13 protein-coding genes are annotated in these 14,530 nt (G+C 72.1%); 7 read left to right on the top strand and 6 right to left on the bottom strand.

All coding sequences use genetic code 11. The annotated features are described in order from the left end of the window. Positions 1–99: 99 nt before the first annotated feature. The gene (locus tag ACFVDM_RS30190) at positions 100–1,038 is read left to right on the top strand and encodes a MerR family transcriptional regulator (RefSeq protein WP_383647649.1); all 939 of its coding nucleotides are present in this window, start codon (positions 100–102) and stop codon (positions 1,036–1,038) included. Between the two features lie 17 nt (positions 1,039–1,055). Here the strand turns inward: ACFVDM_RS30190 and ACFVDM_RS30185 are convergent, their stop codons facing one another. After that, positions 1,056–2,015, bottom strand: coding sequence for a LysR family transcriptional regulator (locus ACFVDM_RS30185; RefSeq protein WP_383647644.1), 960 nt, complete (start codon positions 2,013–2,015; stop codon positions 1,056–1,058). Between the two features lie 136 nt (positions 2,016–2,151). On the opposite strand from ACFVDM_RS30185, the gene ACFVDM_RS30180 reads away from it, so the two are divergent. The 3 genes from ACFVDM_RS30180 (at position 2,152) to ACFVDM_RS30170 (ending at position 4,945) form a co-directional block, all read left to right on the top strand. Next, complete coding sequence (locus ACFVDM_RS30180) at positions 2,152–2,847, top strand: type 1 glutamine amidotransferase domain-containing protein (RefSeq protein ID WP_383647638.1); 696 nt, start codon at positions 2,152–2,154, stop codon at positions 2,845–2,847. Positions 2,848–3,023: 176 nt separating this feature from the next. Further along, entirely contained in the window at positions 3,024–4,244 is a 1,221-nt protein-coding gene (locus tag ACFVDM_RS30175; RefSeq protein WP_383647632.1) for a chitinase, read from the top strand. Between the two features lie 77 nt (positions 4,245–4,321). After that, positions 4,322–4,945, top strand: a complete 624-nt coding sequence (locus tag ACFVDM_RS30170; protein ID WP_383647627.1) for a class I SAM-dependent methyltransferase — start codon at positions 4,322–4,324, stop codon at positions 4,943–4,945. Positions 4,946–4,966: 21 nt separating this feature from the next. Here ACFVDM_RS30170 and gndA read toward each other — a convergent pair whose 3' ends face one another. Beyond that, a complete protein-coding gene (gene gndA / locus ACFVDM_RS30165; protein ID WP_383647622.1) occupies positions 4,967–6,406 on the bottom strand; it encodes an NADP-dependent phosphogluconate dehydrogenase in 1,440 nt (479 codons plus the stop codon). A gap of 477 nt (positions 6,407–6,883) precedes the next feature. Between gndA and ACFVDM_RS30160 the strand changes: the two genes are divergently transcribed. Both ACFVDM_RS30160 and ACFVDM_RS30155 read left to right on the top strand, forming a co-directional pair. Further along, the gene (locus tag ACFVDM_RS30160; RefSeq protein ID WP_383647619.1) at positions 6,884–7,477 is read left to right on the top strand and encodes a TetR-like C-terminal domain-containing protein; all 594 of its coding nucleotides are present in this window, start codon (positions 6,884–6,886) and stop codon (positions 7,475–7,477) included. Between the two features lie 60 nt (positions 7,478–7,537). Further along, positions 7,538–8,194 (top strand): hypothetical protein, encoded by a 657-nt coding sequence (locus ACFVDM_RS30155; RefSeq protein ID WP_383647614.1) that lies wholly within the window; start codon positions 7,538–7,540, stop codon positions 8,192–8,194. 174 nt (positions 8,195–8,368) lie between these two features. Here the strand turns inward: ACFVDM_RS30155 and ACFVDM_RS30150 are convergent, their stop codons facing one another. From ACFVDM_RS30150 to ACFVDM_RS30135, 4 genes are all read right to left on the bottom strand, one after another. Next, positions 8,369–9,727, bottom strand: a complete 1,359-nt coding sequence (locus tag ACFVDM_RS30150; RefSeq protein ID WP_383647610.1) for a GH1 family beta-glucosidase — start codon at positions 9,725–9,727, stop codon at positions 8,369–8,371. Positions 9,728–9,747: 20 nt separating this feature from the next. Beyond that, on the bottom strand, positions 9,748–10,587 hold the full coding sequence (locus ACFVDM_RS30145) for a carbohydrate ABC transporter permease (RefSeq protein ID WP_383648035.1): 840 nt from the start codon (positions 10,585–10,587) through the stop codon (positions 9,748–9,750). 73 nt (positions 10,588–10,660) lie between these two features. After that, on the bottom strand, positions 10,661–11,671 hold the full coding sequence (locus ACFVDM_RS30140; protein WP_383647606.1) for a carbohydrate ABC transporter permease: 1,011 nt from the start codon (positions 11,669–11,671) through the stop codon (positions 10,661–10,663). Between the two features lie 9 nt (positions 11,672–11,680). Beyond that, positions 11,681–12,991, bottom strand: a complete 1,311-nt coding sequence (locus tag ACFVDM_RS30135) for an ABC transporter substrate-binding protein (RefSeq protein WP_383647603.1) — start codon at positions 12,989–12,991, stop codon at positions 11,681–11,683. Positions 12,992–13,136: 145 nt separating this feature from the next. Between ACFVDM_RS30135 and ACFVDM_RS30130 the strand changes: the two genes are divergently transcribed. After that, on the top strand, positions 13,137–14,495 hold the full coding sequence (locus tag ACFVDM_RS30130; protein ID WP_383647599.1) for an ROK family protein: 1,359 nt from the start codon (positions 13,137–13,139) through the stop codon (positions 14,493–14,495). Positions 14,496–14,530: the final 35 nt, after the last annotated feature.

Genomic DNA, 14,530 nt, shown 5'->3' with positions numbered 1-14,530 from the left:
GGCGCCCGCAGCACAGGGGCCCCCGCCCCGCGTACCCCCCAACCACGCACGCCCCCACCCCCTTGTGTCTCCCCCCGGGGGAGACGGCACTGTGGGCCCATGAACGGCGACGCGCATCTCTCGATCGGCGAGCTGGCCCGGCGGACCGGGCTCACGGTCAAGGCCGTGCGCTCGTACTCGGACCGGGGCATCGTGCCGCCCGCCGGGCGCACTCCTGCGGGCTACCGGCGCTACGGCCCCGAGGCCGTGGCCCGGTTGCGGTGGGTGCGGACGCTGCGGGCGCTCGGGGTCGGGCTGGCGGCGATCCGGGAGGCACTGGACCGGGGTACCCCGCCCGGCGAGATCGCGGCGGCGCACGCGGCGGAGCTTGCCGAGCGCATCCGGGAGCTGGGTGCCCGGCGCGCCGTTCTGACGACCGCCGCGGAACGCGACGCGACCCCCGAGGAGTGGGAACTGATGCATCGACTGGCCGCACTGACCGAGGACGAACGGCAGGCGCTGACCGGGGCGTTCCTGGACGAGGTGTTCGGCGACCTGGGCCGGGCCCCCGGTCTGCCGGGCGTCGCCCGGTCGATGACGCCGCAGCTGGCCGAGGACCCGGCCGAGGCGGAGGTGGCGGCCTGGATCGAGCTGGCCGAACTCTCCGGCGACGCCGCGTTCCGGGAGCTCATGGGCCGGATCGTCGACCATCACGTCGGAGACCGGGCCGTGCACGCCGACGGTGTGCCGAGGCCGGGTCCGGAGACGGTGGTGTGCGCGCTCGCCGCTCCGGCGCACAGGGCGGGGGTCGCTCCCGGGTCCGCGCGGGCGCGGTCCGTCGTGGACGCGGTGACGGCCTCGTACGCGGTCCACTGCGGGCGCCCCGACGACGCCAGGCTCCGGCAGCGGCTGCTGGACCGGCTGGAGACCGTGCACGATCCCCGGCGCGAGCGGTACGCCGAACTGCTCGCCGTGGTCAACCGATGGCCGGCCCCGGAGCCGCTGGGGCCCGAACTCGGTTGGTTCCAGGAGGCGTTGCGTGCTCGTGCGACCGGCTGAGCGCGGGGGCCGGCGGGCTACCAGCCGCGCCCCGCGCGCAGCAGGAGCTCGCTCACCCGCTCGACGTGCGGGTTGGCGGACGCACCGGGTCTGCGCACCAGATAGCCCGTGTTGATCGGCGGGTCCTCGGGGTCGGCGAGCAGCACCAGTGCTCCCGAGGCCAGCTCCTCGGCGCAGAGGTAGCGGGGGAGCACCGTGAAGCCGGTCCCCGCGCGGACCACGGCCAGCACCCCGCGCAGATCGGGTACGGTCACGGCTGCCGTCCGGCCGAGGCGCCTGCCGAACACATGGCGCCAGTAGCGGCGGGCGACCGGCAGGTCCTCCGCGTACGTCACCAGCGGCAGCGCGTCGAGGGCGGCCGGGCCGTCGGCGGCGACGGCCGGTGCGCCCCCGGCGCGGGCGGCGGTGTCCGGTGCCGCCACCAGGACGAACTCCTCGTCCATCAGCGGAGCCGCGCTCAGCGCGCGTCCGCGCGGCCGGGTCGTGGCGATCACCAGATCGTGGTGGCCGGCGCGCAGCTCGTCGAGGAGCTGATCCGTGAGGCCCGGTGTCACCCGCAGGCGTACGCCCTCGGCCACCAGCGGTGCGAGCGCCGGAAGCGCGCGTACGCAGAGCAGTTCGGCCGGTCCGGCGAGCTGGACGGGGCCGGGCTCCGGCGGGGTGTCGGAGGCGTCGTCGCCCGTGACTGCGGCGAGGGCGTCGAGCGGGGCGCCGACCCGGGAGGCGAGGGTGTCCGCGTACGGCACCGGGACCACGCCCCGGGCCCGTCGCTCGAACAGCTCACGTCCCAACTGCCTTTCCAGGGAACGGATCTGGGCAGTGACAGTGGGCTGCGACAGACCGAGCAGACGCGCCGCCCCGGTGAACGATCCGGCACGGTGGACCGCCAGGAACGTCCGCAGCAGGGGGAGGTCCGGCGGGCCGGGAGCAGCCGTCTGCCGCATTCCCGTCATCCCATCGGATTCCCTATCGCTCATGCGGCCGATCCTATTGGAGGAGCAGAGGTCTCGGGCCGTACGGTCGACGGCGTCGGCGCGCGGGCGGTCCACCGGCGGACCGCCCGGCGCACACCACCCCGGGGCGTCGCGCGCCCCGGCCACCGAGAGGCGTGACATGGCAGAGATCCTTTTCGTGATGACCGGTTCCGACCACTGGACCCTGGCCGACGGCACGGTCCACCCGACCGGTTTCTGGGCGGAGGAGGCCGTCGCCCCCTACGAGCGGTTCACGGCGGCCGGCCACCGGATCACCGTCGCCACACCCGGGGGCGTGGTGCCCCAGGCGGACGCCGGCAGTCTGGCCGCCGAGGCCAACGGCGGCCAGGAGAACGCCGACCGGGTGGCCGCGACCCTGGCCGCGATGACGGAACTGCGGACGCCGTCGAAGCTCGAGGAGGTCGACCCGGCGGAGTACGCGGCCGTGTTCTACCCGGGTGGCCACGGCCCGATGGAGGATCTGGCGGTCGACGCGGACTCGGGCCGGCTGCTGGTGCGGGCGCTGGACTCGGGGATGCCGCTCGGCGTCGTCTGCCACGCCCCCGCCGCCCTGCTCGCCGCGGTGCGGGGCGACGGTACCAACGCCTTCGCCGGGTACCGGCTCACCGGATTCACCAACGCCGAGGAGCGCCAGGCCGGATTCGCGGACCGGGCCAAGTGGCTGCTCCAGGACCGTCTGGTGGAGGTGGGCGCCGATTTCCAGGAGGGCGAGCCGTGGGCCCCGCACGTGGTCGCCGACCGCAACCTGGTCACCGGCCAGAACCCGGCGTCGTCGGCCCCGCTCGCCGACGAACTCCTCAAGCGGATCGCCTGACACCGGGCGCGGGCGGCCGCCGGCCGGATCGGGGGTGTCCGGGGCGGTCCGCACCCGGGCGCGGGGAGGCGCCTCGACCCGCAATCTTCAAGACTGAGCAATGGTCTAGGCCAACGCATTGACGTGAATGCGTCACGCTTCGATTCTGGCGGAACCTTCTTCCGACGGGAGCCCCTATGAAGCGTCTTCGCGCTCTGCTCAGTGGTGCGGTCACGGCCGCGCTGGCCACCGCGGGCCTCGCCGCCTTCGCCGCCCAGCAGGCTTCGGGAGCCTCCGCGGCCGACACCGCGCTCAGCACCCGCTGGTACGCCGCCGCGCCCTATCTGATGCCCCACGACAACAATCCGCCCGACGCGGGCGCCATCATGGACGCCTCCGGGCTGAAGGCGTTCCAGCTGGCGTTCGTCCTCGCCCCCAACGGCGGCGGGTGCAGCCCGACCTGGGACGGGACCTCGCCCGTCTCGACCGACACCGCCGTGGCCTCCGTCGTCGCCGCCATCCGGGCCAAGGGCGGGGACGTCTCGGTCTCCGCCGGCGGATACGGGGGCACCAAACTGGGCCAGACCTGCTCCGACGCCGCGTCCACCGCGGCCGCGTACCAGCAGGTCATCACCAAGTACCAGCTGAAGGCGATCGACTTCGACCTGGAGGAGCCGGAGTACGAGAACACGGCGGCCATCGCCCGCGAGATCGGCGCCGCCAAGATACTCCAGCAGAACAACCCCGGCCTCTACGTCTCCGTCACCACCGCCGCCACCGCGGACGGCACCGGCTGGTTCGGCAAGCAGATGCTCAACGAGGCCAAGGCGCAGGGATTCACGCCCAACAACTTCTCCATCATGCCCTTCGACGGCGGCTTCAACGGGGCGGCCGCCCAGACCGGTGCCCTCACCAACTTCAACGCGATCCTGCGCTCCACCTTCGGCTGGGACGAGGCGACCGCGTACGCCCACGAGGGCTTCTCCGGCATGAACGGCCGCAGCGACACCGGTGAGTACTTCACCCAGGCCGACTTCCAGACCGTGCTGGACTTCGCCACCACGCACCACATGGACCGCTTCACCTTCTGGTCCCTCAACCGCGACCGTCAGTGCACCCCGCCGGACAACAACGGCAAGACCTCCGGCACCTGCAGCAGCGTGGCCCAGTCCGACTGGGACTTCGCGAAGTACGCCGTGCGGTTCGCCGGCGTCACCCCGCCCACCACCACGCCGCCCACCACACCCCCGCCCACCGGCACCTGCACCGCCGCCGCGTGGAACAGCGGGTCCGTCTACACCGGAGGCGCCACCGTCTCGTACGCGGGCCACACCTGGAAGGCCAAGTGGTGGACCCAGAACGAGACCCCCGGCTCCACCGGCGAATGGGGGGTCTGGCAGGACCTCGGGAGCTGCTGACCCCCTCCCGCCCGGCCCGGAGGAGCGAACGGTGCCGCTCCTCCGGGCCGTCGCGCGGCCCGTCTACAGTGGGCCGCATGAGCAACCGCTGGACGGAACTGACCGGAGACACCTCGGGAGAGGACTACGCCGCCCGCTTCGCGGCCCTGGCCCGCAGCGGCAAGGACGTCCACGGCGAGGCGAGCCTCTGCGCCGCCCTCGTGCCCGCAGGGGCCCGTGTGCTGGACGCCGGCTGCGGCACCGGCCGGGTCGCGATCCGGCTCACGGAACTGGGATACGACTGCGCCGGCGTGGACGTCGACGCCTCGATGCTGGCCGTCGCCCGCAAGCAGGCACCCGCACTGCCCTGGTTCCACGCCGACCTCGCCACCCTCGACCCGGCCGCCCTCGGAATCGCCCCCGGCTTCGACCTCGTCGTCGCCGCGGGCAATGTGATGGCCCTCCTCGCCCCCGGCACCGAATCCACCGTCGTCCGCCGGCTCTCCGAGGCCCTGCGCCCCGGCGGTCTCCTCGTCGCCGGCTTCGGCCTGGACGCCGCGCACCTGCCCGTTCCGCCCGCCCTCACCCTCGCCGACTACGACGCCGCCTGCGCCGCGGCCGGCCTCACCCCCGTGGACCGCTTCGCCACCTGGGACGCCGCGCCCTACGACGGCGGCGGCTACGCGGTGAGCGTGCACCGCCGCCCTGACAGCACGGGCTGAGCCGGCGCCCCCCGGCGGCCGTCAGCGCTCGACCTCGCTCCGGTCACCGCCCCACAGCGTGTGGAACGTGCCCTCCCGGTCCGTGCGGTGGTACGTGTGCGCGCCGAAGTAATCGCGCTGCCCCTGGGTCAGGGCGGCGGGCAGGCGGTCGGCGCGCAGCGAGTCGTAGTACGCGAGGGTGGCGGCGAAGGCGGGAGTGGGGACGCCCTGGGCGGCGGCGGTCGCGACGACCGCGCGCCAGTCGTCCTGGGCGGCGGCGATCTCCTCGGCGAAGCCCCGGTCGGAGAGCAGGCTCGGCAGGTCCGGCCGCTCCTCGTACGCACGGGTGATCCGGTCGAGGAACGCCGCCCGGATGATGCAGCCGCCGCGCCAGATCGCGGCCACCTTTCCGAGGTCGATGCCCCACGCGTACTGCTCGCTGCCCGCGGCGATCTCGTGGAAGCCCTGCGTGTAGGCGACGATCTTGGACGCGTACAGCGCCTGTTCGACCCGGTCGGCGAAGGCGGCCGCGTCGTCCTCGTCCAGCGGGCGGGGCGACGGCCCGGCGAGATGGCGGGAGGCCGCGCGGAGCGCGGCGTGACCGGAGACCGAGCGGGCGAAGACCGCCTCCGCGATGCCCGACACCGGAACACCCAGATCCAGGGCGATCTGCACGGTCCAGCGGCCGGTGCCCTTCTGCTCCGCCCGGTCGAGCACCACGTCCACGAAGGGCCGGCCGGTCGCCGCGTCGACGTGCGCCAGGACATCGGCGGTGATCTCGATCAGATAGGAGTCCAGGCGTCCGGTGTTCCACGTGCGGAAGATCTCCGCGATCCGCGCCGGCTCGTATCCGGCGACATCGCGGAGCAGTTGGTACGCCTCGCCGATGAGCTGCATGTCCGCGTACTCGATGCCGTTGTGCGTCATTTTCACGAAGTGCCCGGCGCCGTCCGGACCGATGTGCGTGACGCACGGGGCGCCGTCGTCGGCCTTCGCGGAGATCCTCTCCAGCATCGGCCCCAGCGCCGCGTACGACTCCTCGCTGCCTCCCGGCATGATGCTCGGTCCGTTCAGCGCGCCCTCCTCACCGCCCGAGATGCCCGCGCCGACGAAGTGGATCCCGCGCCCGCGCAACTCCTTCTCCCGGCGCCGGGTGTCCTCGAAGTGGGCGTTGCCGCCGTCGATGAGGATGTCGCCCTCCTCCAGCAGCGGGGCGAACTCCTGGATGACCGCGTCCGTCGCCTCGCCCGCCTTGACCATCATCACCAGCCGGCGCGGGCGCTCCAGCGCCGCGACGAAGTCCTCGGGCGTGTGCGCCGGGACGAACGCCCCCTCCTCGCCGAACTCCGCGACCAGTGCGTCCGTCTTGGCCGCCGTCCGGTTGTGCACGGCGACCGTGTAGCCGTTGCCGGCGAAGTTGCGGGCCAGGTTCCTGCCCATCACCGCGAGCCCGGTGACGCCGATCTGCGCAGTGCCGCTCATGGGTCCACACCTGCAATCCGTCGGGGGAGGCGGCGGTGCCGCCGGGGGAGGGGCGCGGGGGCGCCGCGTTGTCCAGTATGGATACGGGGAACCGGGACGGCCTGTTCGGCGACGCGGACGCGCACCGCCGCCCGGCCCGCCCGTTCCCTTGACACTCCCTCGGCCCCGACGCGACACTGACATGACGAGGGAGAGCGCTCTCCCGGCCGAATGGAGGGGATGGGCCGGCGGGTGGGACCGTCGGCCGGGCCGTGCGCCGGCCTTTCATCGGCCTTGGGGAGGAGAGCGCTCTCCGTCTTCCCGGAACTGCCCGTGCCGTCCCACTCCCCGCTGTCGGCGCGGTGCACCGGCCCGCGGCGGGCGCGACCCCGTGACCGCCGCGGGCCGAAGGCGTTCCCGGCCGGGCGGTCCGGATCCGGCTGTGTATATTCGGGACAAAGCTAAGGGGTCTAGGCAGCACGGCTGTGGGGGTAAGGAATGGCACGCGCGGGGCTCACGACCGACCGGGTCGTGGCGGCGGCGGCCGATCTCGCCGACTCGATCGGCTTCGACCGGGTCACCATCTCCGCCCTGGCCCGCGGCTTCGGTGTCAAGGACGCCAGCCTCTACTCCCATGTGAAGAACCTCCAGGACCTGCGCACCCGGGTGGCCCTGCTGGCCGCGGGCGAGTTCATCGACCGTATCGAGGCGGCCGTCGCCGGCCGGGCCGGCAAGGACGCGCTGACCGCCTTCGCCGACGCCTACCGCTCCTTCGCCCTGGAGTGCCCCGGCCGGTACCGGGCCACGCAGACGCGCGTCGACCCGGAGACCGTCGCCGCGTCCCCCGCGTACCACCGCACCCTCGACACCACGGCGTCCATGCTCCGCGCCTACGGACTCACCGAACCCGACCTGACCGACGCCGTACGCCTGCTCCGCAGCACCTTCCACGGCTTCGCCGCCCTGGAGGCGGCGGGCGGCTTCGGTGCGGCCCGCTCCGTCCAGACGTCCTGGGAGCGCGGTGTCGAGGCCCTGCACTACCTCCTGGAGCACTGGCCGGCCGCCGTGGGGGAGGCGGACGAGCCGGAGTGAGGGCGGCCGGATACCGGGCTTCTCCTGTTCCGGCCGCCCGTCCCGGGGGAAGCTGTCCGTATGGACGCAACCGATCGGGCGGATGCCGTCGCCCGTGATCTCCGGGCGGCGCTGGACCGGACGACCGACCTCACCGACGACGCCGTAAGGACCACCGTGCGGCGGCTCCTGACGGCCGCGGCCGACAGTGCCCTGGCCACCGACTGGGTGGCCGCACAGCGGTATCTGACCGCCGTGATCCACCTCGACGAACAGGCCGCTCCCATCGCCCGTTCGTTCGCGCAGACGCTGGGATTTCCTTACGAGATAACGGAGTTCGGGCCGTCCGAGGACGCCCGGCCCCGCCCGCACGCCCCCTGTGACGAGGACGTCCTCCAGACCAAGTCCGTCCGTGTGCCCCACCGACCGGCCGACGACGTCGTGACGACCGACGGCACCGGTCCCACCGGCATCGTCGAATCGGCCGCCCAGGCGCTCGCGCGGCAGTCCGAAGCCGGGCTGATCAACGAGATCCTCGCCGGCGGGGCCGTGGCTGCCTCCGTGACCGCCGCGGCCTCCGTGGCCCGGGCGAAGCTGGAGGCGACGACCCAGCGCCGCAAGGACACCCTCGAAGCGGAGACGGAACGGCTCAGGATCGCGTCGGACGAACGGGTGGCACGCCTGCAGGCCCGGCACGGGGCGGGCGATGAGCCGGAGGCCGATGCGGAGGGCGGCTGACGCAGGGCGGGGACGAGCGCCGGTGTGACGGACAGGGGGACCGCTCCGACGGAGGCGGAGCCCCGGGCCGACGGATGATGAGTCCGTCGCCCGGGACTTCCGGCACCCCGAAACCCCCGGCGGCGGCGGTGGTCCGTCGCGGCCGGGGGTGGTGGGGGCCCTCGCGGGGAGGGGTCAGGAGGCTCTGCGGTTGCGGTGGGCGTGGGCCTCCTGGATCAGTTCGGCGTAGCGCCTGCCGCTGGTCTTCACCGTGCGGCGCTGGGTGGCGTAGTCGACGTGGACGAGGCCGAACCGCTTGTCGTAGCCGTAGGCCCATTCGAAGTTGTCGAGGAGGGACCAGGCGAAGTAGCCGGCCAGCGGGGCGCCCTTGCGGACGGCGCGGGCGCACGCGGAGAGGTGCTCCTCCAGGTAGCGCGTGCGCTCGGGGTCGTGGACGGAGCCGTCGGGGAGGACGACGTCCTGGTAGGCGGAGCCGTTCTCGGTGACGTAGAGGCGCTGGACGCCGTACTCCTCGGTCAGGCGCAGCAGCAGTTCCTCCAGGCCCTGGGCGTGCACCTCCCAGTCCATGTGGGTGTGGCGGGAGCCGGGGAGGTAGACCTGCTTGGCGTGCGGGACGGGCCCGGCCGGGTCGGCGGTGACGACCTGGCGGAAGTAGTAGTTCACGCCGAGCCAGTCCAGCGGCGCGGAGATCAGCTCCATGTCGCCGTCCTGGACGGGGAGTTCGACTCCGTACAGATCGAGCATGTCCTGCGGGTAGCCGCGGCCGAGGATCGGGTCGAGCCACCAGCGGTTGGTGTGGCCGTCGCCGCGGACCGCGGCCGCGCGGTCCGCCTCGCGGTCGGTGGCCGGTTCGACCGGGCTGAGGTTGTTGACGATGCCGACCCGCGCGTCCGGGGACGCGGCGCGGATGGCGCGGACGGCCAGGCCGTGTCCCAGGTGCAGATGGTAGGAGGCCCGGACCGCGGCGGTCAGATCGGTGAGCCCCGGGGCCATGGTGCCTTCGAGGTGGCCGATCCACGCCGAGCACAGCGGCTCGTTGAGGGTCGCCCAGTCCTTGACCCGGTCGCCGAGCCGGTCGACGACGACCGAGGCGTACGCGGCGAAGTGCTCCGCGGTTTCGCGTACGGTCCAGCCGCCCCGGTCCTGGAGGGACTGGGGGAGGTCCCAGTGGTAGAGGGTGGCGAAGGGGGTGATCCCGGACTCCAGGAGGCCGTCGACGAGACGGTCGTAGAAGTCGAGACCGGCTTCGTTGACGGGGCCGTCGCCGCCCGGGACGACGCGCGGCCAGGCGATCGAGAAGCGGTAGGCACCCGCCCCGACCTCCTTGATCAGGGCGATGTCCTCCGGCACCCGGTGGTAGTGGTCGCACGCCACGTCGCCGGTGTCGCCGCCGGCCACCTTCCCGGGGGTGTGGGAGAAGGTGTCCCAGATGGAGGGGGCGCGGCCGTCCTCGGCCACGGCTCCCTCGATCTGGTACGCGGCCGTGGCGACGCCCCAGGTGAAGCCGGCCGGGAGGGCGCTGAGGTCGTTCACCGGATTCCTTTCCGTTGCGGTCACTTGACGGCTCCCGCGGTGAGGCCGGCCACCAGATACCGCTGGAGCAGCAGGAACCCGGCGACGATCGGCACGCTGACGACGAGCGAGGCGGCCATGACCTGGTTCCAGTACACGTCGTTCTGTGTGGCGTAGCCCTGGAGCCCGACGGCGAGGGTGCGGGTGGTGTCGTTGGTCATGACGGAGGCGAACAGGACCTCGCCCCACGCCGTCATGAACGCGTACACCGCGACGGCGACGATGCCGGGCACCGCGGCCGGGACGACGACCCGGAACAGGGCGCCGAGCGGTCCGCATCCGTCGACCAGTGCCGCCTCGTCCAGATCCCTCGGGATCGAGTCGAAGTAGCCGATGAGCATCCAGATGGAGAACGGCAGCGAGAAGGTCAGATACGTGAGGATCAGGCCGCCGCGCGAGCCGTACAGGGCGATCCCGGTGCTGTTCCCGATGTTGACGAAGATGAGGAACAGCGGCAGCAGGAAGAGGATGCCCGGGAACATCTGGGTGGACAGCACCGTGACGGTGAAGACGCGCTTGCCGCGGAACTTGTAGCGGCTCACGGCGTACGCGGAGAACACCGCGATGATCACCGAGAGGACCGTCGCCGTGCCCGCCACGATCAGCGAGTTGACGAAGTAGCGGGCGAGCGGGACGGTCTTCCAGATGTCGAAGTACGGCTTGACGGTCAGCCCGGACGGGATCCAGTGGAACTTCCCGGACACGTCCTGGAGCGGCTTGAGCGAGCTGCTGATCATGACGTAGACGGGCAGCAGCGCGAAGAGCGCCAGGAACGTCAGGATGACGCGGCGGGTCCACAGGAAGGACTGCGGCGCGGCCATCGGCGAACGGGTGCGGGAACGGGGGCGCGAGCGCGTTCCCCGCTGGGCCGGCAGCGCGGCCGGCTGGGCGTGACTAGGCATGGGAACCCTTCCTTCCGCGCGAGGTGACGAACAGGTAGACGGCCGTCACGAGCAGCAGGAACAGCAGCAGGAGGACGGACATCGCGGATCCGGTGCCGAAGTTCCAGGTGACGAACGACGACTGGTAGATGTGGATCGAGATGAGGTCCGCGTTCTCCGGCGCCGCCTTCCCGAACAGCACGTACGGGGTGTTGAAGTCGTTGAACGTCCACAGGAACAGGACGAGGACCAGGACCTGGTTGACCGGGCGGAGCGAGGGCAGCGTGATCCTGCGGATCTGCTGCCAGATGCCGGCGCCGTCGATCGAGGCGGCCTCGTACAGTTCGCGCGGGATGTTCTGGAGGCCGGCCATCACGATGAGGAAGGCGAACGGCCAGCCCTTCCAGACCGAGACGATGATCAGCGCGTAGATGCTGTTGTCCCCGATCAGCCAGAACGACGGCTGGTCGGTGAGCCCGAGCTGGTCGTGGATCACGTGGTTGATCAGCCCGTTGTCCCGCTGGAACATGAACGCCCAGGTGATCACGGCCGCGTAGACGGGCAGCGCGTACGGGACCAGGAAGATCGCCCGCAGGATGCCGCGGCCGCGGAAGTTCTCCTGGAGCATGATCGCCGCCGCGACGCCGAACAGCCACGCCAGGCCGACGGCGAAGAAGGTGAAGACACAGGTCACGAAGAACGAGTGCAGCAGTGCCTCGCCGATCGGGGCGTTGATGTCGACGGCGACCTTGAAGTTGTCGAAGCCGCTCCAGGGCGCCCCGCCCCAGTTGTTGATGTAGAACTGCGTGAGCTGGCGGAAGCTCATCACGATCCCGATGATCATCGGGATCACATGGACGAGGAGTTCGAGCAGGACGGCCGGCAGGAGCAGGAGATAGGGCAGTCCGCCCTGGCGGATCCGGTCGGGGATGCGCGGCAGTCTCCTGCGCGCACCCCCGGTGCCCCGGCTCGTCACCCCGCCCGACGTCCGCTTCGGGTGGTCGGTGGTCACGGTGGCGGTCATGAAGCTGCCTTACTGCTGCATCGTCTGCTGGGCCTTTTCGAGGCGCGCCTTGACGGATTCGGTGGTCACGGGGCGTCCGGCCGCGGCATCGGCCCACAGTTCCTTGACGGCCGTGCCGACGGCGGTCTCGAACTGCGACTCGTTGGGCACCTGCGGCAGCGGCGCGGCGCTCTTGGCCAGGGTGTCGCGCAGCACCGCCAGGTCGGGCGCGGAGAACGCGGCGTCGGCCTGGGCGGTCTTGACCGGCGGGATGGACCCGTAGGTCTTGTTGAGGAGCTTCTGCTCGGCGTCGCTCGTCATGAACTTCACGAACTTCTTGGCACCGTCGAGGTTCTTGGTGTTCTTGAAGACCGCCATGTTGATGCCGGCGACCATCGAGTTCACGTTCTTGCCCTGGCCGGGGGTGCCGGAGGCGACGGGCACGGGGGCCGCGCCCCAGTCCTCGGGCTTCATGCCCTGGGAGGCGAAGGTCGAGGCCGCGGCCTGCCACAGCACCATCGCGGTCTTGCCCTTGGCGAAGTCCGTCAGGGACTGGTTCTGGGCGTACTCGGCGTTGCCGGGCGCGATGATCTTGTCCTTGGCCATGAAGTCGATGTACTGCTTCACGGCCGCGACGGCGCCGTCGGAGGTGAAGGTCGGCTTGCCCTCGGCGTCGAAGAAGTCCGCGCCGTGCTGCTGGCCCAGGACGAAGGTCTGGTGGATGTTGTTGGAGAGGTTCGAGCCCTCCGCGCCCAGGCCCCACTTGCCGTTCTTGGACAGCTTCTTGCCGTCCTCGACCAGCTCGTCCCAGGTGGCCGGCGGCTTGCTGATGCCGGCCTCGGCGAAGCTCTTCTTGTTGTAGTAGAGGGCGTACGCCAGGGAGTAGAGCGGCACCGCGGACGGGTCCTTGCCCTCGGCGCCGGCCGAGGCCACCGCGGAGTCGACGAAGCGGTCCCGGCCGCCGATCGCGTCGAAGTTCGCCTTGTCCCAGGGGAGCAGCGCGCCGGTCGCCTGGAGCGAGGCGGACCAGGTGTTGCCGATGTTGAGGACGTCCGGGCCCTGACCGGACGTGGTGGCGGCGAGGATCCGGTTGAGCAGGTCGGCCCAGGGCACGACCTCCAGCTTGACCTTGATGCCGGTCTGCTCCTCGAACTTCTTCAGCTCGGGGGTCAGGATCTTCTTGTCGGCCTCGATGCTGGGGCCCTGGTTGGACGCCCAGTACGTGAGGGTCTTGGGCGAATCGTTGCTGCCGCCCGAGGACGTGCCCCCGCCGCAGCCGGTGACTCCGGCGGCGATGGAGACGGCGAGGGTGGCGGCTGCTGCGGCTCTGATGGTGCGCATACGGGATGGCCCCTTTCCGGGGAGGAAGGCCGTGTCCGGGAACCGAACGGCCTTCAGGGCTTAATTTATGACGTGATTTAAGAGGTGAGAGAAGGTCGCGTCAAGTCCCGCGGTCGCGGTATGTTGCGGGAAGGGAAGGAGCCACATGGCTGAGCGCAACAGACGGACCGTGCGTGACCTGCGACGGGGCAACCGGGCCCGGGTTTTGCAACGGTTGTATTTCGACGGCCCGCTGAGCCGCCAGGAGCTGGGTCCCGCCACCGGGCTGAGCTCGGGTTCCATCAGCAACGTTGTTGCGGAACTCGTCGCGGAGGGCCTGCTGGAGGAGGCCGGAGTCGTCGACTCCGACGGCGGCCGCCCCCGCACGCTGCTGCGGGTCGCCCCCGGCGGGGGGCTCCTCGTCGGCATCGACATCGGCGAGACCCGGATCAGGGTCGAGCTGTTCGACCTCGCGCTCACCGAGCTGGCCCGTACCGAACGGCTGCTGGCCCAGCACGGCTACGACGTCGACCGCATCGTCGGCCATGTCCGCAGCGGCGTCGCCGACGTCCTGCGCGACGCGGGGGCCGACCCGCGCTCACTGCTCGGCATCGGCATCGGCGTCCCCGGCATCATCGAGCGCGACGCCCCCGACGGAGCGATCGGCGACGTCGGCTCGGTCGTCCACGGCCAGACCATCGACTGGAGCGCCGTCCCCTTCGAACGGCTGCTCCGTGACGCCGTCAAGGTCCCCGCCGAGGTGCCCTTCTTCATCGACAACGGCGCCAAGACGCTCGGCCAGGCGGAGATGTGGTTCGGCGGCGGACGGGGCGCGGGCGCCTCGGCCATCGCCCTCATCGGCTCCGGCGTCAACGCCTGCGTCAACCGCGGCGAACTGCTCGACGACGACCGCGACAGCATGGCCCTCGAATGGGGCCACACCACCGTGCAGCTGCGTGGCCGGCGCTGCCGCTGCGGCTCGATCGGCTGCCTGGAGGCGTACGCGGGGGCCGAGGCCATGCGCCGGCGCTGGCACGAGGCGGGCGGCCCGCTGCCCGCCGACGCCGACGACGAGACCGCGCTCGCCGCCCTGCTCGCCGCCGCCTACCCGGACGGCGGGGCGGACCCCGACCCGCTGGCCGTCTCCCTCCTGGACGAGACCGCCGAATGCCTCGGGGCCGCCCTCGGCGACCTGATCAACCTCTTCCTGCCCGAGCGGATCCTCATCGGCGGCTGGGCCGGCCTGCTCATCGGCCCTCATCTGCTGCCCGACATCCGCCGCTACGCCGAGGAGTACGCGCTGCGCCACGCGGCGGCCCGCACCACCATCGAGATGGGGCGCCTGGGTCCCGACGCCGTGACGGTCGGCGCCGCCACGCTGCCCCTCGCGGACTTCCTGGCCCGGGGCGGCAGCCGCCCGGCCCCCGAACCGCAGCCCGCCGCCCCGCCCCCCGGCTTCCGCACGGCCGCCGACACCGTACGGAGCAGGGAGCGCGCCCGCACCGCATCGGACGCGACGGGGTGAGGCGTGCGCCGCGACCGGGGCGGGCGGGGCCCGCC

It is taken from the genome of Streptomyces sp. NPDC057682 (genome assembly GCF_042799575.1).
Classification (GTDB): Bacteria; Actinomycetota; Actinomycetes; order Streptomycetales; family Streptomycetaceae; genus Streptomyces.
This window is presented reverse-complemented; position numbering and strand designations above follow the sequence as displayed.